Source organism: Pseudomonas sp. PSE1(2024) (assembly GCF_050990555.1).
GTDB lineage: Bacteria > Pseudomonadota > Gammaproteobacteria > Pseudomonadales > Pseudomonadaceae > Aquipseudomonas > Aquipseudomonas aphyarum.
On the sequence record NZ_CP158967.1, the window covers coordinates 3,112,594 to 3,133,101 of the forward strand.

Here is a 20,508-nt window from a genome sequence, read left to right on the forward strand (position 1 = left end):
ATCATTCCCACGCTCTGCGTGGGAATGCAGCCGGGGACGCTCCGCGTTCCAAAAAATGATCAGGTTCGACCAAAGGCTGACAGCAGATCTTCTTCAAAAGCCTTCTGCGCATCACCGGGCACCTGCGCCCGATGGCGGGCCAGATGAAACGCCACGTCAAAGCTCAACTCGCCTTCGCGCACCGGGCGTAGCAAGCCTTTGTCCTGCCATTGGCGCGCGTAATGGTTGGGCAGATAACCGACGTGTTTGCCGGACAGAATAAAGGCGAGGGTGCCTTCGACCTGCTCCGAGCGTGCCGAGCAGACCTTGCCCTGAAACGGCTCGTCACTGCGCAGAAACCGATAGGGGTGATCGACCCGGTCGCAGGCCTGCAACGCGGCGTCATCGGGCGCCTCGTCGGTAAACAGCGGATGACCGGGCGCGCAATACAGATGCTGGGTTTCGCTGAACAGTTCGCGGTAGTCGAACGCGCTCTGCACCTGGGAGAAGTAACCGATGGCCAAATCCAGCCGCTGTTGCAGCAGCAGACGCTCCATCTCTCCGGGCATGGCGCTGATCAGCTCGATGCGCACTGATTCGTCGCGCTCGCGAAACCGCCGGATCGCATCCGCCACCCGTTGCAACACCGACTGATCGACCGCTTCCGACAGTCCCAGGCGCACTTGGCCGATCAAGCGTCCGGCGACGCCGTTGGATTGATGGCGGAAGGTTTCGATCGAATCGAACAGCGCCCGCGCGGCAATCAGCAGTTGCTCGCCCTTGGGCGTCAGGCTGAAACCACCCTTGCCACGGTTGCACACCCGATAGCCGAGACGGGTTTCAAGCTTGGCCATTTGCTGGCTGATGCTCGACTGGCTCAGGCCCAGTTCACCTTGCGCAGCACTGAAACCATTGGATTCGACCACGCCGAGAAACAGCCGCAGAAGCTGAAGATCGACATCGTGGAGCTGACCGAGCATCACATTACTCCTGGATAAAGTCAGGTTAACAAACTTGATATTTCTCGAATGTATCCGACGGCGCATCCTGCCACCACTTCCTTCGGTCAGGTGTTCGTCATGGCTCCCGTCTTCAAGCTGTGTTTGCCCGCTTTGTTGCTTACCGTCTCCATCGCCGCTCAGGCCGAAGAGAAAACCCTCAATCTCTACAGCTGGGCCGATTACGTGGCGCCTGAAACCTTGCAGCGCTTCGAAAAGGAAACCGGCATCCACGTGCGCTACGACACCTTCGATACGTCCGAGGTGCTGGAAACCAAATTGCTCACCGGCGGCAGCGGTTATGACGTGGTGGTGCCGTCGTCCAGCGTGCTGGCCCGTGGGTTGGCCGCCGGCGCGTTGAAGGAAATCCCTCACGAAGGGCTCAAGGGTTACGCCAATCTCGATCCGGATCTGCTGGAAAAACTGGCGGCGGTCGATCCCGGTAACCGCTACGGCGTCCCGTACACCTGGGGCACGCTGGGGCTGGGCATGAACGTCGAAGCCGTCAAACAGCGGCTGCCGGATGTGCCGCTCAACAGCCTAGATCTGCTGTTCAAGCCTGAATACGCTAGCAAACTCAAGGACTGCGGAATCGCCATTCTTGACTCGCCGCAGGAAGTGATCGGCCTCGCGCTGCACTATCTCGGTAAAGATCCCTACAGCACCGACAAGACCGATCTGGCCGCCGCCGAAGCCTTGTTGCAGAAGTTGCAGCCCTCGGTGCTGTACGTCGCCACCGGCCGGCAGATCAGCGATCTTGCCAACGGCAGCGTCTGCCTGGCGCTGACCTACAACGGTGACGCGAGCATGGCGGCCGATCAGGCGCGCAAGGCCAACAAGCCGTTTGAAGTGGCTTACCGGATTCCCAAGGAAGGCACGCTGGTGTGGCAGGACAACCTCGCCATCCCCAAAGACGCGCCGCACCCCGAGGCCGCTCGCACCTTCATCGAGTTCATGTTGCGCCCCGAATCCGTGGCGGCGCTTACCAATACGCTGTTCTTTGCCACCGCCAACCAGGCCGCCACGCCGCTGGTGGATGAAGCAGTGCGCAACGATCCGGACATTTTCCCGAAACCCGACGTGCGCGAGCGGCTGTACGCCGACCACAGCATGAGCCTCAAGGACATGCGCCAGCGCACGCGCTTGTGGACAACCTTCCGTAGCCGCCAATAGCCTTCCATAACAACAGGAGCACACCGATGGACGTGCCAAAGCAAAACGATCAGGCCCTGACCCGTGACAGCCTTTACGGCACCGCTGCCGAAAGCACCTACGCCGGGATCACCAGTTTCATGCGCCGGCGCTACAGCCGTGACTTGCGCGGCGTGGACGTGGCGGTCAGCGGTGTGCCGTTCGACACCGCCACCAGCAACCGTCCGGGCGCGCGTTTCGGGCCGCGCGGGATTCGTGCGGCGTCCACCGGGATTGCCTGGGAACGTCACTGGCCATGGGCGTTTGACCCGTTCGATCATCTGGCGGTGATTGATTACGGCGATTGCGACTTCGATTACGGCTCGCCACACACCATTCCGGAAAGCATTGAGGCCCACGCCGAGCACATCCTCAGTTCCGGCAGCGCGATGCTCACCTTTGGTGGCGACCACTTCATCAGCTACCCGCTGCTCAAGGCCCATGCGCGCAAGCACGGCACGCTGTCGCTGATCCACTTCGATGCCCACAGCGACACCTGGCCGGACGAGGGTGGCAAGCGGGTCGATCACGGCACCATGTTCTGGCATGCGGCGCGGGAAGGGCTGGTGGATCCGTCGCGTTCGGTGCAGATCGGCTTGCGCACCACCAACGACGATCATCAGGGCTTTCAGGTGCTGGACGCGCGGCAGGTGCATCGCCGTGGTTGTGAGGCGATCGTCGAGGCCATTCGCGCGCGTGTCGGCGATAACCCGGTGTACCTGACGTTTGATATCGATTGCCTCGATCCGGCCTTTGCACCGGGCACCGGTACGCCGGTGTGCGGCGGCCTGAGCACGGTGCAGGCGCTGGAGATCCTTGGCGGCCTGCGCGGCATCAATCTGGTGGGCATGGACGTGGTGGAGGTGGCGCCGGCCTATGACCATGCGGACGTGACGTCGCTGGCGGCGGCGACCCTGGCCATGGAGATGCTTTGCCTGTACGCGGCCCGGCACAAAGTCGACGCGTAATCCCCTCCGAGCCTGGTGATAGCTCCTGACAATTTCTGACACCAGGCTCTGCTAAGCTCCGGCAAATTTTTGCCCGGAGCCTCACACCGTGTCGCGAACCACTCGTCTGTTGACCCTGCTGCAAGTGCTGCGCGGCAAGAAACGCCCGGTGACCGCGGCGACGCTGGCCTCCGAGTTGGAAATCTCTGAACGCACCCTCTATCGCGACATCGCCGAACTGACCGCACTCGGGGCGCCGATCCATGGCGAGGCGGGCATCGGTTACGTACTGCGCAGCGGTCTGTTTCTGCCGCCGCTGATGCTCAACGCCGACGAGACCGAGGCCATCGTGCTGGGTCTGCGTTATGTCGATCAGCGCGGCGACGAGGTGCTGAGCAAGGCTGCGGCGGATGCACTGGCGAAAATCGCTGCGGTGCTGGACCCGCAGGCCCAAGAGGCGATGCGCAATCCGACCGTCATGCCCGGGCCTTCGGGCTACGGCTTTCCGCAAAACGCGGTGCCGTTGAACGTTTTCCGTCACGCGATCCGCGATCAGGCCAAGCTGCACATCGATTACGCCGATGCGCAGCAGGTGCAGAGCCAGCGCCTGATCTGGCCGCTGGCGCTGGGCTTTCTCAACGAGGTGCGGATCATCGTCGCGTGGTGTGAATTGCGCGGCGCCTATCGCACCTTTCGCACCGACCGGATTGCCGCCGCCAGCCTGCAGGGCGAGCGCTATCCGGGGCGTCGCAGTGACCTGTTGCGAACCTGGCAGCGGCAGATGCAACTGGACGAAAACGGCCGTTTCACTCCTGACAGGAATTGACGCAGGGCTGTTCTAGGATGGCGACAGAACCCGAAAAAAGGAGCTGTAATCATGTTCCATCCCACCTCGATCCTCGCCCCGGCCATCGTTGAGTACATCAACGCCGCCAATGCTCGCGATACGTCCCGGGTCGGCAGTTTTTTTGCCGAGGATGCCCATGTGTTCGATGAAGGCCATCATCAGGTCGGCCCGCAGGCCATCGCCAACTGGATGCAAGACACCGCCCAGCGCTATCAGCCACGGGTCGAAGTGCTGGGCGTCCAGCAGCGTACCGGCAAGGTGCTGGTGCAAGGGCTGATTTCCGGAACGTTTCCCGGCAGTCCGCTGGAGCTGCGCTACACGTTCCGGCTCAACGAACAGGGCAAAATCGCTCGACTGGATATTTCCCTGTAGCCATCGTGGCATACTGCCGCGCATGACTTTCGACTCCCCCCTGAGTGCCTGGCAATACGCCGTCGACCACAAGGGCTTCATCCAGGATGAAGCCCAGGAACACGCGGTCTGGGCCTTGCAAAAATGCCATGAAGCCCTGCATGCCGGTGCCCCTTCGGTCACCGGCGTTTACCTGTGGGGCCCGGTCGGGCGCGGCAAAACCTGGCTGATGGACCAGTTCCATCAAAGCCTGCAGGTGCCGGCGCGGCGGCAGCACTTTCATCACTTCATGGGCTGGGTGCATCAACGCTCGTTTCAACTGACCGGGATCGCCGATCCATTGCGGGCGCTGGCTCGGGAATTGGCGGGCGAGGTGCGGGTGCTGTGTTTCGATGAACTGTTCGTCAATGACATCGGTGACGCAATCATTCTCGGGCGCCTGTTTCAGGTGATGTTCGACGAAGGCGTGGTGGTGGTCTGCACCTCCAACCTGCCGCCGGATCAGTTGTATGCCGACGGCTTCAACCGCGACCGCTTTTTGCCGGCAATCACCGCGATCAAGCAGCACATGCAAGTGGTCGCGGTGAATGGCGCCGAAGATCACCGCTTGCATCCCGGCGCCATCGAGCAGCGCTATTGGGTCGCATCTCCGGGGGAGGCTAGCGCACTAAGCCAGGTATTCGACGCCTTGACCGCCGGGCAGACTGTCAGTGCCGAACCGGTGCCGGTCGGTTACCGCGCCTTGAGCGTGGTGCAGGCCAGCGATTCGGTGCTGTGGTGCCGTTACGCCGACCTGTGCGAGCAACCGTTCGCCGCCATGGATTTCATCGCGCTGTGCGACACCTACCGGGCTATCCTGTTGAGCGAGGTGCCGAACCTCAGCGCGAAAAAACGCGAAGGGCGGATTGCCCGTGGCACCGAGGATGGCGCGGAACGGGTGGTGGCCGGTGACCGCGAATTGCCGCAGCTGTCGGTGCACGACGACGGCGTGCGCCGCTTCATCGCGCTGGTCGACGAGTGCTACGACCGCAAGGTGCCGCTGTACATCGAGGCCGAAGTGCCGATGGACGCGCTGTACACCGAGGGCTATCTGGAATTCCCATTCCGCCGGACCCTCAGCCGCTTGCAGGAGATGCAGCTGCAACGCTTCGCCGAAACCTGAAACACGGAGGGCGCGACATGACTCAGCCACTGTCCCACCATTTGCTGACCATGGCTTATCAGAACGCCTGGGCCAACCATCGACTGGCCAAGGCCTGGAGCCAGCTCGACGACGCGCAGCTGGCAGCGCCACGGGTCAGTTTCTTCCCGAGCATCCGCCTGACCCTTAACCACATCCTCACCTGCGACTGGTTCTACGTCGACGCGCTGGAGCGTGAGTTGCGCGGCGACGAACCGCATCCCGATTGCTACGTGTTCTTCAACGCTGACGAACCCTTCACCGAGGCTCAGGCCTTGCGCCGTGAACAGGCGCATGTCGACCGTCGGCTGGTCGCCTATTGCGAGCAACTGCGCGATGCCGATCTGGGGCGTATCGTGACCATCGCCCGCGACACGCCGCAACACGACAGTCGTCTGCGGATGATTTCGCATCTGTTCGAACACCAGATTCACCACCGTGGCCAGGTCCACGCGATGCTCAGCGGTACCTCGGTGAAACCGCCGCAGCTGGACGAGTTTTTCTGTGCCGGCGAGTCCGGTTTGCGAGCCGAGGATTTCGCCGAGCTCGGCTGGACCGAAGAACTCATCTGGGGGCACTGAAAATGCCGGGTTGTCGCCGGGACCTGCCTCGCGCTAAGGTCGCCGAGCCTATCAGTGCGTATCAAACGCGCCGGGGCGCCGTGCGATCGAGGAAGGAAATGGATTCCGCAGAAATTCTTGTGCTTCAAGCCAGTTACACCAACCCGGTGCATGCCGAGGCCATCGGTGTGGTGCTCAATCATTACGCCGAAGACCCGATGGGCGGCGGCCATCCCATTGCCCCCGAGCTGTTGCAGCAACTGCCCGCCGAACTGGCCAAGCGGCCCCACGCGTTCAGCGTCCTGGCGTTTGTCGGTGGCGAGCCGGCGGGGCTGGTGAACTGCTTTGAAGGGTTTTCCACGTTTGCCTGCAAGCCGCTGGTCAACGTGCACGACGTGTCCGTGGTGACCAAGTTTCGCGGTTTGGGGCTGAGTCAGAAAATGCTGCGCAAGGTCGAGGACATCGCCCGTCAGCGCGGTTGCTGCAAGATCACTCTGGAAGTGCTTGAAGGCAACGCCGTGGCGCAAAATTCCTACGCCAAATTCGGCTTCGCGCCGGGCATGTTCGATCCCAATCACGGGCGCATGCTGTTCTGGATCAAGGATTTGCAGGCATAAAAAAAGGCGCCCGGAAAGGGCGCCCAACTGTCATCTGCGGTGCCGGAGCGGAGCCATCGCAGGTCCATCGGTAAAGCGTTCGCTCAAGGGCGATAGGACTCGGTGACCTGGGCGGTCTGGTCGTCCGGAACCTTGAGTTCATTGGTCTTCGCGTCAGCCTGCTGGCTCTGTGCGGAATGAACCGGGAAGTTTGCCCAGTAATGTCTCATGCGCTCGGCGCCGCCTTCGGCGAATGCGCTGGCGGATGCCAGTGTGAGCAGACCTGCAAGGATTGCAGTCGTGGTTTTCATGGTGCCTCCTACGAAAAATGTCGGAGCCGTTCGTCCATGAATCTGGTCCTCGGGGCGCAGTGTCCGTCGAGGGCATTAACGAGAGGTTAACGCTCGTTCAGTGTAGGTTTTACCGGGTGTTTCCACGGCGTATCGGACGAACGCTGCACGCGTGAATAACGCGTGCAGGTCACGAGGGAAGGGCGTCAGAGTTTCCAGTCGAGGCTCAGCGTCACGGTGCGAGGATCGCCCCAGAACACGCCGTTGTAGAAGCCGACGTTGTCGTAATACTTCTTGTCGAACAGGTTGTCGACGTTGAGGGACGCCGACAGGTGTTTGTCGAACTCATAACGCGACATCAACTTGACCACTGTGTAGGCGTCCTGACTGATTCGCGCCCGCTCGGTGATGATCCGGCCATTGGCGTTGCGTCCGACCGGTCGGTTGGAATTGCCGTATACGTCGCTTTGCCAGTTCACCGCGCCGCCCACGGTCAGGGCGTTCCAGTTGCCCGGCAAGCGATAGGCCGTGGACAAACGGAACAGGTTCAGCGGCTGGTTGGTGTTGGTGCGATTTTTCTCGCCGTTGACCGAGTGGGTGTAGGTGTAACCGGCGGTCATGTTCCAGCCGTCGAGAACTTCGCCAGAGACCTCGGCTTCGAAACCGTTGACCTTGTTGCCCTTGCCGCCGGACTTGTAGAACTCCTCCAGGGTCACCGGATCCGGCGGCACCGAGTCATCCACTTCGGCGACGTTGTCCTGCTTGCTCCAGAAAATGGCGGTGGCCAGATTCAGGCGTTCGTCCAGCAGGCTGCCCTTGAGCCCGATTTCATAGTTGCTGCCAACGATCGGCTCGATGAACTTGCGGTTGGCGTCGCGGTAGGTCTGCGGTTTGAAGATGTCGGTGTAGCTGGCGTAAACGGTGTACTCCGGCGTCAGGTCATAGAGCAGGCCGGCGTAGGGAGTCCACATGTCGTTGTGCTGCTGGCGGCTGGCATCGACGCTTTCCAGTTGCAGGTTGTCGTCGAAGGTGTTGGCCGTTTTTGACGCCTTCCAGCTGCCGTAGCGAGTGCCGAGCACGGCGTGCAGGTCGTCCGTCAGGCTCAGGCGGGTCGCCAGATAACCTGCTTTTTGTTGCGTGCTGTCTTTGGCACTGGTGAGCCCGGTCACGGTGTCCGGGAATCTGGCAATGTCGCCCATGTACTTCCAGTCGCGAATGGTGCTGTAGTTGCGCGCCACCGGACCGTCAACGGTGTACGGCGAGCTGGAGCTGCGCTCGGCTTCGCCGTAGCCGATCATCATCTGATGTTCGCGGCCCAGCAGCGAGTAGGGGCCGGACAGGTTGAAGTCGTACGCCTTCATGCGCTGCGGGCCGATCATGTGTGAGCTGTAGGCGGTCATGCCGCTGCGATCAGGTTCGGGGAAACCGGCGCCGGCGTAGTAGACCTTGCCGTCGGTGTCGCTCTTGCGGTGGGTGTAGGCGGCTTTCAGGTGCCAGTCGCCCGCCAGGGCCTGATCGAGGGTGGCGAACGCGGTCTTGTCGCGCAGCGGCCAGGAACTCCAGGAGGTCGCCATGTTGGTCGAACGTCCGAGGCTGGCCTTGCTGCCGTCGGCGTTCCAGTACGGCAAGGTGCCCCACGAAGAGCCTTGCACCTGTTTGTCCTGATAGTCGTAACCGACGGCCAGCACGGTGGAGTCGGTCAGGTCGGCTTCGAGGATGCCGTAGCCGACTTCCCGTTGCAGGGCGTACTTGTCGCGAAACGATCCCTGGTCGCGGTAGGCCAGCACGCTGCGACCGCGCAGTCGCCCGTCGAACGCCAGCGGGCCGCCGACATCGACGTAACTGTAGTAATCGTCATAGCTGCCGCCGCTCGCACCGGCCTGAGCCTGCCATTGGGCGGTCGGGCGTTTGCGCACCATGTTGATGGTTGCCGACGGATCGCCTGCGCCGGTGGTCAGGCCGGTGGCGCCGCGCACGACTTCGATGCGGTCGTAGATGATGGTGTCCGAATCGGACTTCATGTACTGGAAGGTGTTGAGCATCCCGTCGATCTGGAAATTGTTGATCGAGTAGCCGCGGGACGAATAGCTGACCCGATCCGAATCGTTGTGTTGCACCACGATGCCGGTGGTCTGGCTCATGGCCTCGGACAATGTACCGAGCTTGAAATCATCCATCTGCTGGCGAGTGACCACGGAAACTGACTGCGGGGTTTCCTTGATCGACAGGTTCAACCGCGTTGCCGTGCTCATGGCGCCGGTGGTGTAGGCGTGGGTGTTTTCGGTGGTGTTGCCCAGGCCTTGGGCGGTGACGCTGGTGGATGCCAGCTCCAGGGCCGGCGCAGCGGGGGGCGACTGTTTTTCTGTGTCGGTTTCAGCCAGCAGATCCGGGCTCAGTGCAACACTGCACAGGCCCAGGGTGAGGGTCATGGAACGGGTGATGGGCGCGAACATCGCAGCCGACTCCTTGTCATCGAGGGAAAAATTCCGTTTGCTCAAAGACGAAAGCGGGCAGTGCGATTTAGTGTCAAACGAGAAATATTGTTATTTGAAGATGTTTCGCCGATATGAAAAAAGGGCCGTTTCCGGCCCTTTTTTTTATTCCTGCAGCACCACTTCCGTGGTCGTGGCGGCGGGTTTTTTCGGCTTCATCAGGCTGAAGTCGATCAGGGCCCGCTGTTCACGCTCGTAAGGGTTGCCGATCAACAGCGGACGGGGCTTGAAGCTGTCGCTGACCAGGCTCTTGCTGCGGTCGAGTTCATCGAAACTCAAGCCGGCGAGATCCGCCCAGGTGTGGATCAGGTGCGAGCTGCTGTACGGCCGGCTCAGATCCCCGGCGAAACTCCAGTCGTGGTTTTCACGCCACTTCGGCGACGCCCAAGCCATGAACGGAATGGTGTACATCGGCGCGGTCGGCTTGTTTTCGTTGCGGCCCAAGGTGCTGTGGCCCACCGAGTCGAACACGTCTTCACCGTGGTCGGAGAGGTACAGCAAAAAGCCGTTCGGATCGGATTTGGCGTAGTCCTTGATCAGACTCGACACCACGAAATCGTTGTACAGCACCGCGTTGTCGTAGCTGTTGTAGGTCGGCACCTGATCGTCACGCACGCCGGCCGGAACGCCGTTGCGATCCTGGAACTTGTCGAAGCTCGGCGGATAACGGTACTGGTAGCTCATGTGCGTACCGAGCAGATGCACGACGATCAACTTGCGCGGCGCCGCGTCGGCCAAGGCCTTGTTGAACGGCTCGATCACGTCGCCGTCGTACTGCGCGGCGTTCTGGTTGCGGTTGTTGTTCAGGTACACCTGCTCGTCGGCCTGTTCGGAGAACGTCGTGAGCATGGTGTTGCGCTTGGTCATGGTCTGCTGGTTGGTGATCCAGAAGGTCTTGTAGCCGGCCTGTTTCATCATGCTGACCAGCGACGGCGTGGACAGGTACAGGTCCGGGTTTTCTTCGTCGGCGAAGGTCAGCACCTGTTGCAGCGCTTCAATGGTGTAAGGGCGCGGGGTGATGACGTTGTCGAAGACCGACAGCTGATCCTTGAGCTTGTCCAGTTCCGGCGTGGTTTTACGCGGGTAACCGTAGAGGCTCATGCGCTGGCGGTTGGTGGATTCGCCGATCACCAGCACCAGGGTCGCCGGCTGGTTGGCGCCCGAGTCCTTGAGGTTTTTCAGCGGTGGGATCTTGCTCGCGCTGTGCAGCATGCCCTGCATGTCGGCCAGGGTTTCCTGATAGCGGTGATAAGCCACGGCCATCTGCCACGGCACAGCCGGCTCGATGCGGGTTTCGAATTTCTCGAAGCCCTGGGCGAAGCTGCCGGTGCGCATTGTCTGCTTGACCAGCGGATAACCGATCACGGCCACCAGAATCGCCATGGCGGCGACGAACGCGCGGCCACGGGGCAGGTACACCGGACGCAGGCGGGTCCACAGGAAATAGGCGAATGCGGTGTGCGCGAGGAACGCCGGGACCATCCACCAGGCGAAGTACTGGGTCATGTACTCGCCGGCTTCGGACACATTCGACTCGAACATGATGAAGATCACGCTCTGGGAGAATTCCTGCTGGTAGATGAAGAAGTAACCCAGGCTGGCCATCGAGCAGGCCCACAGCACCACGCCGATCAGCGCGGCGAGCAGACGGGTGCGTTTGGGGAACAGCAGCATCGGCGCGAGCCACACGGCGCTCATCACGAAGGCCTGGCGAAAGCCGGTGAACCCGGAGGTGCCTGTCAACTGGATCAGCAGTTGGGTGATACCGGAGAAGTACCAGAAAAACACGAACAGCCAGAGAAAACCGGCCCAGTCGAAACCTGTCGCAGTCGTATTGCTGCGTTTGAACACCGCCATTCAGCACTCCAGCTCAGTCGTCACATCCACCGCCGGGCGCGTCATGCAACCGGCGCATGAACCCGACGAACGGAGGCCATGCGCAGACACGCACGGCCAGAATGCGCCGGAGTATCAACAAGCGAATGTGAAAACTTTGTTAGTTGCCGGAATCGGCTGGAGGTGCAGCATGTCGGGAACGGCAATGGCCGCTCCCGAAACGGGCGGGGAGATCAGGCGTTAGGCGAGCGCTGTACGCGCGGCAGAGGCTGTGGCTCGGCGCCCTGGGTCAGCAGGCGCAATTGCGCGAGTTCCTGCTTGAGCTGATCGCGTTCATCTTTCAACTGTCGCAATTCATCGCGACGGATGGTGACGTACAGGGTTTGTGGCGGCATTGCTGTGTGTACTGTGCCCATTGCTCACCTCGCAAATGGCGTGTCTCAACTGCAGATCAGCCCCGGTTTCGGGCCTTGACCTGCTATCGGCGCCGATTTTGATTTCTTTTGCTCGTGAATGGAACTTTTTTATTTTTCATGGTCGTTGTGTCTTCGGCGCGTTTCCAGACGTTATCAGTCTGGATCGGGCACAATGCACGGAAACTTCAACCCGACGCTCTGGACTAACCTCCATTAGTCGCGTTGGGCTATACCTTTGACACACTTTTATTTGTAGTAAGGAGCATCAGCACATGCAACTCGGGATTATTGGACTGGGCCGCATGGGCGGCAATATTGCGCGACGTCTGATGCTCAACGGTCACACCACCGTTGTTTACGACCGCAATACCGCCTTTGTCGACACCCTGGCCGCCGAGGGCTCTACCGGCGTCGCCGACCTGCATGCACTGGTCGCAGGCCTGGCCAAGCCGCGTGCGGTGTGGGTCATGCTGCCGGCCGGCGCACCGACTGAAGACACCATCGAAACCCTGAGCAATCTGCTTGAGGCGGGCGACACCATCATCGATGGCGGCAACACCAACTACAAGGACGACATCCGCCGGGCCAAAACCCTGGCCGAGAAAGGCCTGCACTACATCGACGTCGGCACCTCCGGCGGCGTCTGGGGCCTGGAGCGCGGTTACTGCATGATGATCGGTGGCGATGCCGAGACCGTTAAGCGTCTCGACCCGCTGTTCGCCGCGCTGGCGCCGGGCATGGGTGACATCCCGCGCACCAAGGACCGCAAGTCCGATGATCACCGTGCCGAGCACGGCTATATCCACGCGGGTCCCGCCGGTGCCGGTCACTTCGTCAAGATGATCCACAACGGGATCGAGTACGGGATGATGGCGGCCTTCGCCGAAGGCTTCGACATCCTCAAGACCAAGTCCAGCGAGCGCCTGCCGGAAGATCAGCGTTTCGACCTGAACGTGGCCGACATCGCCGAAGTCTGGCGTCGTGGCAGCGTGGTGTCGTCCTGGCTGCTGGACCTGACCGCCGACGCGCTGGCCAGCGATCCGAAACTCGACGGTTTCTCGGGCTCCGTGGCGGACAGCGGCGAAGGTCAATGGACCATCGAAGCGGCCATGGAACAAGCAGTGCCGGTACCGGTGCTGTCCAACTCGCTGTTCTCGCGCTACCGCTCGCGCGGCCAGGGCACTTTCGGCGACAAGATTCTTTCGGCCCAGCGCTTCGGCTTCGGCGGCCATGTGGAGACACCGAAGAAATGACCCATACGATCCGCAGGAAATCCAAGGCAGAACCCGCGCCACCGACCACGCTGTTTCTGTTCGGCGCCCACGGTGATCTGGTCAAGCGCCTGCTCATGCCGGCGCTGTACAACCTGAGTCGCGACGGCCTGCTGGATGATGGCCTGCGGATCGTCGGCGTTGACCACAACGCCATCACCGATGAAGCCTTCGCGCAAAAGCTCGAAGACTTCATCCGCACTGAAGTGGCAGCGAAAGTCGGCAAGGGCGATCAGATACTTGATCCGGCCTTGTGGGCCAAGCTCGCCAAAGGCATCAGCTACGTCCAGGGCGACTTCCTGGATGACAGCACTTATTCAGCCCTGGCGGCGAAAATCGCCGACAGCGGCACTGGCAATGCGGTGTTCTACCTGGCCACCGCGCCACGTTTCTTCAGCGAAGTGGTGCGCCGTCTCGGCAGCGCCGGGTTGCTCGAAGAAACCCCGGAAGCCTTCAGAAGGGTGGTGATCGAAAAACCGTTCGGCTCCGACCTGCAAACTGCCGAGGCGTTGAACGCCTGCCTGCTCAAGGTCATGTCGGAAAAGCAGATCTACCGGATCGATCACTATCTGGGCAAGGAAACCGTGCAGAACATTCTGGTCAGCCGGTTCTCCAACAGCCTGTTCGAAGCGTTCTGGAACAACCACTACATCGACCACGTGCAGATCACCGCCGCCGAAACCGTCGGCGTCGAAACCCGTGGCAGTTTCTACGAACACACCGGCGCCCTGCGGGACATGGTGCCCAATCACCTGTTCCAGTTGCTCGCGATGGTCGCGATGGAGCCGCCGGCCGCGTTCGGCGCCGATGCGGTGCGGGGCGAGAAGGCCAAGGTAGTCGGCGCGATCCGCCCGTGGACTACCGAAGAAGCACGGGAAAACTCGGTGCGCGGTCAATACAGCGCCGGTGAAGTCGCCGGCAAACCGGTGGCCGGTTATCGCGATGAGAACAACGTCTCGCCCGACAGCACCACGGAAACCTACGTGGCGCTGAAAGTGATGATCGACAACTGGCGCTGGGTCGGCGTGCCGTTCTACCTGCGCACCGGCAAACGCATGAGCGTGCGCGACACCGAGATCGTCATCTGCTTCAAACCGGCGCCGTATGCGCAGTTCCGGGACACCGAGGTCGACGAGTTGCAGCCGACCTACCTGCGTATCCAGATCCAGCCCAACGAAGGCATGTGGTTCGATCTGCTGGCCAAACGGCCGGGGCCGGCGCTGAACATGGCCAATATCGAGCTGGGTTTCGCCTACAAGGACTTCTTCGAAATGCAGCCGTCCACCGGCTACGAAACCCTGATCTACGACTGCCTGACCGGTGACCAGACGCTGTTCCAGCGCGCTGACAACATCGAGAACGGCTGGCGCGCGGTGCAGCCGTTCCTCGACGCCTGGCAACAGGACGCGAGCGTGCAGGGTTACGCCGCGGGCGAAGACGGGCCGAAAGCCGCCGATGACCTGCTGACTCGCGATGGTCGCGTCTGGCATGGTCTCGGATGAGCGAGCCGATCCGTTTTCTGTTGAGTGACATGGACGGCACGCTGTTGCTGCCCGATCACAGCCTGAGCCAGCGCACCATCGATGCAGTTCGTGCGTTGCGCGAGGCGGGCGTTCTGTTCAGCCTGGCCACCGGGCGTCCGCCCAAAGCCATGTTGCAGCAGATCGAAGCGCTGGGTGTCGATCTGCCGACGGCGGCGTTCAATGGCGGCACGATCGTCAACCCGGATGGCAGCATTCTGGTTGCGCATTACCTGCCCGTAACGGCGGCGTTGACTGCATTAGCATTGTTCGCCGATCAGCCGGATGTCGAAATCTGGGTGTTCAGCGGCGGCGACTGGCTGCTCAAGGATCCGCACGGGCCGATGGTGCCTCGCGAGCAGCACGGGCTCGGTTATCCGCCGGTGGTGGTGGAGAGCTTCGAGCCGTATCTGGAACGCATCGACAAGATCGTGGCGACCAGCAACAACACCCAATTGCTGATCGAACTGGAGGCGCAATTGCTGCCGAAGGTCGAAGGGTTGGCGCAGGTGTCGCGCTCGCAACCGGTTTTTCTGGATGTGACTGCGATGGACGCCAACAAGGGTGCCGCACTGGCAACCCTGGCGGAGCACTTGGGCGTACCGCTGGCGCAGACCGCCGCAATTGGCGATGGCGGCAATGATCCGGCGATGTTCCATGTTGCCGGGTTGTCGATTGCCATGGGGCAGGCCGAGGATGCGGTGAAGCGTCAGGCCGACGTGGTGACGGGGCCGAACACCGAGGATGGTGTGGCGCAGGCCATCGAAAAGTACATCCTGTAAAACAATGTGGGAGCGAGCTTGCTCGCGATGGCGCTAAGTCAGTCAGCATCTTGGTTGACTGACACACCGCTATCGCGAGCAAGCTCGCTCCCACATTTTTTATCTTTTTTCTACAGCCAGTAACTCACGGCGTACCAGCCGAGCAATCCCATCACCACGGTGTAAGGCAACGCCATCCACACCATCCGCCCGTACGACAACCGCACCAGCGGCGCAATCGCCGACGTCAGCAGAAACAGGAACGCTGCCTGACCATTGGGCGTCGCCACGCTCGGCAGGTTGGTGCCGGTGTTGATCGCGATCGCCAGCGTCTCGAAATGCTCACGGCTCATGTGGCCGGACAGGAATGCCTGCTTCACTTCGGTGATGTAGATCGTGGCCACGAACACGTTGTCACTGATCGCCGACAGCAGGCCGTTGGCGATGAACAGCATCCCCGGCTGCTGATCGGCCGGCAGCGCCAGCACCCACTGGATCAGCGGCGCGAACAGTTGCTGGTCGTGAATTACCGCGACCACGGCGAAGAACACCACCAGCAGTGCGGTGAACGGCATGGCGTCCTTGAAGGCGCTGCCCAGTCGGTGTTCGTCGGTGATGCCGGTGAAAGCCGTGATCAGCACAATCACCATCAGGCCGATCAAGCCGACTTCCGCAATATGGAACGCCAGCCCGGCAATCAGGATCAGTGCAGCGCAGCCTTGTACCAGCAGGGCGGCGCGTTGGCGCGGGGTCCGCTCGGCGTTGTCTTCGGCGGCGTAGTTGGCCAGCACGGCGCGTACGTTGTCCGGCAGCAGCGTGCCGTAACCGAACCAGCGCAGTTTCTCCAGCAAGATGCAGGTCACCAGCCCCGCGACCAGAACCGGCAGGGAAACCGGCGCGACCTTCAGGAAAAACTCGGCGAAGTGCCAACCCATTTCATGACCGATCAGCAGATTCTGCGGTTCGCCGACCAGGGTGCAGACGCCGCCCAATGCAGTGCCGACGGCGCCGTGCATCAGCAGGCTGCGCAGGAAGGCGCGAAACTGTTCCAGGTCCTCGTGATGCAGTTGAGGCAGATGCTGGTCATCGCTGAATTCGCTGTCCTGGCGCGGATCGTTGCCAGAGGCCACCCGGTGGTAAACCGAATAGAAGCCCACGGCGGCGCTGATGATCACTGCGGTTACGGTTAGTGCATCGAGAAATGCCGAGAGAAACGCCGACAAAAAGCAGAACATCAGGGCCAGCAGCGCCTTCGAACGCACACCCAGCAACAGGCGCGAGAACAGAAACAGCAGCAGGTCTTTCATGAAGTAGATGCCGGCGACCATGAACATCAGCAGCAGAATCACCGGGAAATTGTGCTGCAGCTCTTCGTACAGCGCCTGGGGTGTGGTCATTTTCAGCAGCAGCGCTTCGATCAGCAACAAGCCGCCGGGCATCAGCGGGTAGCACTTGAGCGCCATGGCCAGGGTGAAAATGAACTCGATCACCAGCAACCAGCCGGCCGCGACCGGGCCGACAGTCCACAGCACCAGTGCGTTGATAATCAGAAAACCGACGAGGCACGCCTTGTACCAGCGGGGCGAATGCCCGAGAAAATTGTGCGCGAACGCCTGGGCCATCGAACCGGACATCGGTTGCTCCTTGTTTTAAGAAGCGCGCAAGTTGCCGTAAGCGATGGGCAAGATCAAGTGTGGGAAGGTTCGCATCAGTGATTCAGATAACGCGCGACCACTGCGCGGTAATTGCCATCCAGCGAATAACCGCCCACCAGTATCTCGCCACCCGGCTGGATCGCCAGTGAAGTAGCGGTATCGAGGCTGCGCCCCAGCCGCGTACGCAACCAGCCATTACCGGAACCGAAGCTTCGATCAAGGCTGCCGTTGGCCAGATAGCGGGCGACGATAAAGTCAGCTTCAACCCCGCCGATCGTCGCGCCGACCGCGATGATGCGCTCGTCCGGCATCACTTGTGCCGCGCTCCACTGACATCCGCTTGGGCCGACTTCCAGCAGGTGTGGCTGACCACCGTTGCAGTGCAGGTCGGGGCGACCGTTGCCGTGAACAGACTGCGCCATGCATCGGATCGGATCGCGACTGCTGCCAAAACAATGCAGATGCTCTGCCGATTCGATGACCTGATTGACCAGCGCACTGCGCCCGTGGACTTTGAAGGCCAGAAAACCGTCTACTGCGAAGCGTTCGTCGAGTTGCCCGTCCGGCAGATAGCGGGCGAGCAGGCCTTCCTGTGGGAAATCGATGGAGCCGGCCACCACGATTCTTCCGTCTTCTTGCAACAGCAGGCCGCCGAGCCAGGTATTGAGCAGCAAGTGGCGAACCATGACGAATCCGCGACCGTTGAAGGAGGGATCCAGGCGGCCGTCGGGTTTGAGGCGAATCAGTATGCCGACGTGATCGGCCAGTTCGAAGTGATGGTTGGCGATCAGCAGGATATGCCCGTTGGGCTGCACCGCGAAATCACAGGCTTCGGCGCCCGGAACGCCCGGCGGGAGCCAGGCATCGCGGGTGCCCATGGACAGGTCGCCGGGTAGGCGGACAATTTGCCGGCCGTTGTCACCAAAATCCGGGGCAGGTCTGCCCTGAGCATCGAAGAGGGCCAGGGCGGGCAGGGTGCGATGTTCCGATTCGTAGTGCAGACCCGCCAGCAGAATCCGACCATCATGCAGGACTTGAACCTTGCTGCCGGTGGCTTCGAAACCGGCAGCGAACCGGCCGATGACGCTGCCTTGAAAGCCGAACCCCAGATCCGCCGAGCCGTCCTCAAGCAGGCGGGCCAGACCGAAACGGCTGCCTTGAGCAGTGCCCACCTTGGCGGCGACCAGTATCCGGCCTTGCGCATCGAGCGCCACGCTCTGGGTCAGGCTGGACGTACTGCCGGCGAAGTAGACCTGCGCCACACCGTTGCTGGAAAAGGTCTTGTCGAGTTGTCCGGCGTTATTCGCAAGCGTCGGCAGCGCTATGGCGATCTGGGATGACATGCATGCTTCTCCTTGCGAGTCGACCGATTTCCGGGAGGCGGAACGGGTAACTGCATGAGCGAAACATTCAATCCCTGAATACGCGTTAGTACAACTGTAAGAACTAACAGATGGAGGGTCGCACTGTGCCAGAACAGTGTCTTTTTGAACCAGTCGCAAGCCTGCCAAGCATTCAGCCGCGAAAGTATTGAGGAAAGTTGTACAAAAAGACTGAAGTTGGAAAACGATTCGCAACTAACAGAAGAGGGCGGATGACTTGAGCGTCATCCGCATTACCCGCAAATATCAGTGTGGCATCGACCAGGATTGCAACGCGTAACCTTCTTCGCTCAGTTCGGCGCGGGCCTGTTGCAGCAGGTATTCAAGTTGCGCCGGATCGGAGTAGGCGCTGCTCGGGATCTGGGTGCGACCGATCTGGGAGTTGGTACGGTCAATGACGGTCAGGCTCAGTTCGCCATTGCCGTCTTGTGGGGCCCAGGCGACGCATTGAAAAGGTTTAAATGCGCGGTTGGCAATCAAAAGAGCTTCGTTGATACGGAGCGGGGCGGTCATGGGGTCTTCTCTCTATTAATGCCCAATCAAGTGATGTGCCGTCGGTTGGGCTTACCGTTCGGCGAGTTACTTGTACTGATGCACGCAACCCGCTGGCAGGTCACACAGAATCTGAAGAAATTTCGACTTTCTTTCATACACTCAATATTCAGACAGGTTTTGAAAGCCTGGCGAAAGAATCAAGTCGATAGCTAACTAATAAAGCGGGTTCTTATAACTGCTTCACTTGTACACCTATAAGCAATCGATACAAGACGCCGTCAAATTCTTGCTAATGTAACAGTCAGGTTTGCCAAATGACTGTTTTTACGATCATTTCCTAAAATTTGGCGCCAAGGAACAGTCATGAGCGAAGCGCCTGCATTAAGACGTTTATTGGTCGTCGACCCGTGCGACGACTGTCACCGATTGCTTCCGGGTTTACGTGCCGTGGGTTGGGACGTCGACAGTTGTAGCCTGGAGAATGCCGCCGACCGAAGCTGCGATGTCGGCCTGTTGCGGTTACAACCTTTTCACCTGGAACGTCCCGAAGCCGTCAAAGAGCTGATCAGCCGCAGTGGTACCGAATGGATCGCCGTGCTGAATCAGGAAGTGCTGCGCTTGCAGAACGTCGGCGACTTTGTCTGCGAATGGTTTTTCGATTTCCATACCTTGCCGTTCGACGTGTCGCGGGTGCAGGTCACCCTCGGCCGGGCGTTCGGCATGGCGCGCCTGCGCGGGCAGGGCACGATTCACGTTGACCAGCCGGAACACGAGCTGTTGGGCGACAGCAAACCGATCCGCGAGCTGCGCAAGTTGCTGAGCAAACTGGCACCCACCGAGTCGCCAGTGCTTATTCGCGGCGAAAGCGGTACCGGTAAAGAACTCGTCGCCCGCACCCTGCACCGGCAGTCGCAACGCCACAGCAAACCGTTTGTGGCGATCAACTGCGGGGCGATTCCCGAGCATTTGATCCAGTCCGAGCTGTTCGGTCACGAGAAAGGTGCGTTCACCGGCGCTCATCAGCGCAAGGTCGGGCGTATTGAAGCGGCCAATGGCGGCACCTTGTTTCTCGATGAAATCGGCGATCTGCCGCTGGAACTGCAAGCCAATCTGTTGCGCTTCCTTCAAGAAAAACACATCGAACGGGTTGGTGGCAGCCAGCCTATCCCGGTGGATGTGCGGGTACTGGCGGCGACTCACGTCGACCTCGAAGCCGCCATCGAGAAGAAGCGCTTTCGTGAGGACTTGTACTACCGGCTCAATGTGTTGCAGGTGGTGACCGCGCCGTTGCGCGAGCGCCACGGCGATCTGTCGATGCTGGCCAACCATTTTTCCCACTTCTACAGCCATGAAACCGGCCGCCGTCCGCGCAGCTTCAGTGAAGACGCGCTGATCGCCATGGGCAAGCACGACTGGCCGGGCAATGTCCGCGAACTGGCCAACCGCGTGCGTCGAGGCCTGGTACTTGCGGAAGGGCGGCAGATCGAGGCCCGTGACCTGGGGCTGATCAGCCAGCAGTCGATCGCGGCACCCATGGGTACGCTTGAAGACTACAAGACCCGCGCCGAACGCCAGGCGTTATGCGATGTGTTGAACCGGCACAGCGACAATCTCAGCGTTGCCGCCAAAGTGCTGGGGGTTTCCCGGCCGACGTTTTACCGTTTGCTGCACAAGCACCAGATCCGCTAGGGCGCGGTGCTTCCTGAAGACAGGAAGCTGAAAAGGCCCGCTGCGATGCAAG

Annotated in this window: 19 protein-coding genes; 11 read left to right on the top strand and 8 right to left on the bottom strand. The window is 60.9% G+C overall.

Annotation, left to right across the window (positions count from 1 at the left end):
* Positions 1–59: 59 nt before the first annotated feature.
* A complete protein-coding gene (locus ABTV87_RS14055) occupies positions 60–959 on the bottom strand; it encodes a LysR family transcriptional regulator (protein WP_433899796.1) in 900 nt (299 codons plus the stop codon).
* A gap of 99 nt (positions 960–1,058) precedes the next feature.
* Between ABTV87_RS14055 and ABTV87_RS14060 the strand changes: the two genes are divergently transcribed.
* From ABTV87_RS14060 to ABTV87_RS14090, 7 genes are all read left to right on the top strand, one after another.
* Complete coding sequence (locus tag ABTV87_RS14060; RefSeq protein ID WP_273900209.1) at positions 1,059–2,150, top strand: polyamine ABC transporter substrate-binding protein; 1,092 nt, start codon at positions 1,059–1,061, stop codon at positions 2,148–2,150.
* A gap of 26 nt (positions 2,151–2,176) precedes the next feature.
* Entirely contained in the window at positions 2,177–3,136 is a 960-nt protein-coding gene (gene speB, locus ABTV87_RS14065; RefSeq protein ID WP_433899797.1) for an agmatinase, read from the top strand.
* A gap of 88 nt (positions 3,137–3,224) precedes the next feature.
* Positions 3,225–3,941, top strand: coding sequence for a helix-turn-helix transcriptional regulator (locus tag ABTV87_RS14070; RefSeq protein ID WP_433899798.1), 717 nt, complete (start codon positions 3,225–3,227; stop codon positions 3,939–3,941).
* A 51-nt stretch (positions 3,942–3,992) separates the two neighbouring features.
* Positions 3,993–4,334, top strand: a complete 342-nt coding sequence (locus ABTV87_RS14075) for a nuclear transport factor 2 family protein (RefSeq protein WP_007957516.1) — start codon at positions 3,993–3,995, stop codon at positions 4,332–4,334.
* A 22-nt stretch (positions 4,335–4,356) separates the two neighbouring features.
* A complete protein-coding gene (gene zapE / locus ABTV87_RS14080; RefSeq protein WP_433899799.1) occupies positions 4,357–5,475 on the top strand; it encodes a cell division protein ZapE in 1,119 nt (372 codons plus the stop codon).
* A gap of 17 nt (positions 5,476–5,492) precedes the next feature.
* Positions 5,493–6,074: a DinB family protein gene (locus tag ABTV87_RS14085; RefSeq protein WP_221535443.1), complete on the top strand. Its 582-nt coding sequence runs from the start codon at positions 5,493–5,495 to the stop codon at positions 6,072–6,074.
* 98 nt (positions 6,075–6,172) lie between these two features.
* Positions 6,173–6,670 carry a GNAT family N-acetyltransferase gene (locus ABTV87_RS14090; RefSeq protein WP_115077848.1) on the top strand — a complete coding sequence of 166 codons (498 nt, stop codon included), beginning with the start codon at positions 6,173–6,175 and terminating at the stop codon, positions 6,668–6,670.
* Positions 6,671–6,753: 83 nt separating this feature from the next.
* Here ABTV87_RS14090 and ABTV87_RS14095 read toward each other — a convergent pair whose 3' ends face one another.
* From ABTV87_RS14095 to ABTV87_RS14110, 4 genes are all read right to left on the bottom strand, one after another.
* Positions 6,754–6,960 carry a hypothetical protein gene (locus ABTV87_RS14095; protein ID WP_007957512.1) on the bottom strand — a complete coding sequence of 69 codons (207 nt, stop codon included), beginning with the start codon at positions 6,958–6,960 and terminating at the stop codon, positions 6,754–6,756.
* Positions 6,961–7,145: 185 nt separating this feature from the next.
* Positions 7,146–9,392 (bottom strand): TonB-dependent siderophore receptor, encoded by a 2,247-nt coding sequence (locus ABTV87_RS14100; RefSeq protein ID WP_221535442.1) that lies wholly within the window; start codon positions 9,390–9,392, stop codon positions 7,146–7,148.
* 144 nt (positions 9,393–9,536) lie between these two features.
* Complete coding sequence (locus ABTV87_RS14105; protein ID WP_007957509.1) at positions 9,537–11,288, bottom strand: phosphoethanolamine transferase CptA; 1,752 nt, start codon at positions 11,286–11,288, stop codon at positions 9,537–9,539.
* Positions 11,289–11,500: 212 nt separating this feature from the next.
* On the bottom strand, positions 11,501–11,683 hold the full coding sequence (locus ABTV87_RS14110) for a DUF6026 family protein (protein WP_258713538.1): 183 nt from the start codon (positions 11,681–11,683) through the stop codon (positions 11,501–11,503).
* 272 nt (positions 11,684–11,955) lie between these two features.
* On the opposite strand from ABTV87_RS14110, the gene gnd reads away from it, so the two are divergent.
* From gnd to ABTV87_RS14125, 3 genes are read left to right on the top strand one after another with little or no spacing between them, the layout of a single operon-like run.
* Positions 11,956–12,936 (top strand): phosphogluconate dehydrogenase (NAD(+)-dependent, decarboxylating), encoded by a 981-nt coding sequence (gene gnd / locus ABTV87_RS14115; protein WP_258713539.1) that lies wholly within the window; start codon positions 11,956–11,958, stop codon positions 12,934–12,936.
* Complete coding sequence (gene zwf, locus ABTV87_RS14120) at positions 12,933–14,456, top strand: glucose-6-phosphate dehydrogenase (RefSeq protein WP_127798041.1); 1,524 nt, start codon at positions 12,933–12,935, stop codon at positions 14,454–14,456. The genes gnd and zwf overlap by 4 nt, the downstream gene beginning before the upstream one ends.
* A complete protein-coding gene (locus tag ABTV87_RS14125; RefSeq protein ID WP_433899800.1) occupies positions 14,453–15,256 on the top strand; it encodes an HAD family hydrolase in 804 nt (267 codons plus the stop codon). Before zwf ends, ABTV87_RS14125 begins: the two co-directional genes overlap by 4 nt.
* 110 nt (positions 15,257–15,366) lie before the next feature.
* Here ABTV87_RS14125 and nhaB read toward each other — a convergent pair whose 3' ends face one another.
* The 3 genes from nhaB to ABTV87_RS14140 form a co-directional block, all read right to left on the bottom strand.
* Complete coding sequence (nhaB, locus tag ABTV87_RS14130) at positions 15,367–16,869, bottom strand: sodium/proton antiporter NhaB (protein WP_433899801.1); 1,503 nt, start codon at positions 16,867–16,869, stop codon at positions 15,367–15,369.
* Positions 16,870–16,943: 74 nt separating this feature from the next.
* The gene (locus tag ABTV87_RS14135; RefSeq protein WP_433899802.1) at positions 16,944–18,233 is read right to left on the bottom strand and encodes a hypothetical protein; all 1,290 of its coding nucleotides are present in this window, start codon (positions 18,231–18,233) and stop codon (positions 16,944–16,946) included.
* A gap of 285 nt (positions 18,234–18,518) precedes the next feature.
* Positions 18,519–18,785 (bottom strand): hypothetical protein, encoded by a 267-nt coding sequence (locus ABTV87_RS14140; protein WP_007957481.1) that lies wholly within the window; start codon positions 18,783–18,785, stop codon positions 18,519–18,521.
* Between the two features lie 345 nt (positions 18,786–19,130).
* Between ABTV87_RS14140 and ABTV87_RS14145 the strand changes: the two genes are divergently transcribed.
* Entirely contained in the window at positions 19,131–20,456 is a 1,326-nt protein-coding gene (locus ABTV87_RS14145; RefSeq protein WP_007957480.1) for a sigma-54 dependent transcriptional regulator, read from the top strand.
* Positions 20,457–20,508 lie beyond the last annotated feature (52 nt).

Coding starts and splice junctions, on each gene's coding strand:
- ABTV87_RS14055 (WP_433899796.1), bottom strand. CDS start 959: ATGCTCGGTCAGCTCCACGATGTCGATCTTCAGCTTCTGCGGCTGTTT.
- ABTV87_RS14060 (WP_273900209.1), top strand. CDS start 1,059: ATGGCTCCCGTCTTCAAGCTGTGTTTGCCCGCTTTGTTGCTTACCGTC.
- speB (WP_433899797.1), top strand. CDS start 2,177: ATGGACGTGCCAAAGCAAAACGATCAGGCCCTGACCCGTGACAGCCTT.
- ABTV87_RS14075 (WP_007957516.1), top strand. CDS start 3,993: ATGTTCCATCCCACCTCGATCCTCGCCCCGGCCATCGTTGAGTACATC.
- zapE (WP_433899799.1), top strand. CDS start 4,357: ATGACTTTCGACTCCCCCCTGAGTGCCTGGCAATACGCCGTCGACCAC.
- ABTV87_RS14085 (WP_221535443.1), top strand. CDS start 5,493: ATGACTCAGCCACTGTCCCACCATTTGCTGACCATGGCTTATCAGAAC.
- ABTV87_RS14090 (WP_115077848.1), top strand. CDS start 6,173: ATGGATTCCGCAGAAATTCTTGTGCTTCAAGCCAGTTACACCAACCCG.
- ABTV87_RS14095 (WP_007957512.1), bottom strand. CDS start 6,960: ATGAAAACCACGACTGCAATCCTTGCAGGTCTGCTCACACTGGCATCC.
- ABTV87_RS14100 (WP_221535442.1), bottom strand. CDS start 9,392: ATGTTCGCGCCCATCACCCGTTCCATGACCCTCACCCTGGGCCTGTGC.
- ABTV87_RS14105 (WP_007957509.1), bottom strand. CDS start 11,288: ATGGCGGTGTTCAAACGCAGCAATACGACTGCGACAGGTTTCGACTGG.
- ABTV87_RS14110 (WP_258713538.1), bottom strand. CDS start 11,683: ATGGGCACAGTACACACAGCAATGCCGCCACAAACCCTGTACGTCACC.
- gnd (WP_258713539.1), top strand. CDS start 11,956: ATGCAACTCGGGATTATTGGACTGGGCCGCATGGGCGGCAATATTGCG.
- zwf (WP_127798041.1), top strand. CDS start 12,933: ATGACCCATACGATCCGCAGGAAATCCAAGGCAGAACCCGCGCCACCG.
- ABTV87_RS14125 (WP_433899800.1), top strand. CDS start 14,453: ATGAGCGAGCCGATCCGTTTTCTGTTGAGTGACATGGACGGCACGCTG.
- nhaB (WP_433899801.1), bottom strand. CDS start 16,869: ATGTCCGGTTCGATGGCCCAGGCGTTCGCGCACAATTTTCTCGGGCAT.
- ABTV87_RS14135 (WP_433899802.1), bottom strand. CDS start 18,233: ATGTCATCCCAGATCGCCATAGCGCTGCCGACGCTTGCGAATAACGCC.
- ABTV87_RS14140 (WP_007957481.1), bottom strand. CDS start 18,785: ATGACCGCCCCGCTCCGTATCAACGAAGCTCTTTTGATTGCCAACCGC.
- ABTV87_RS14145 (WP_007957480.1), top strand. CDS start 19,131: ATGAGCGAAGCGCCTGCATTAAGACGTTTATTGGTCGTCGACCCGTGC.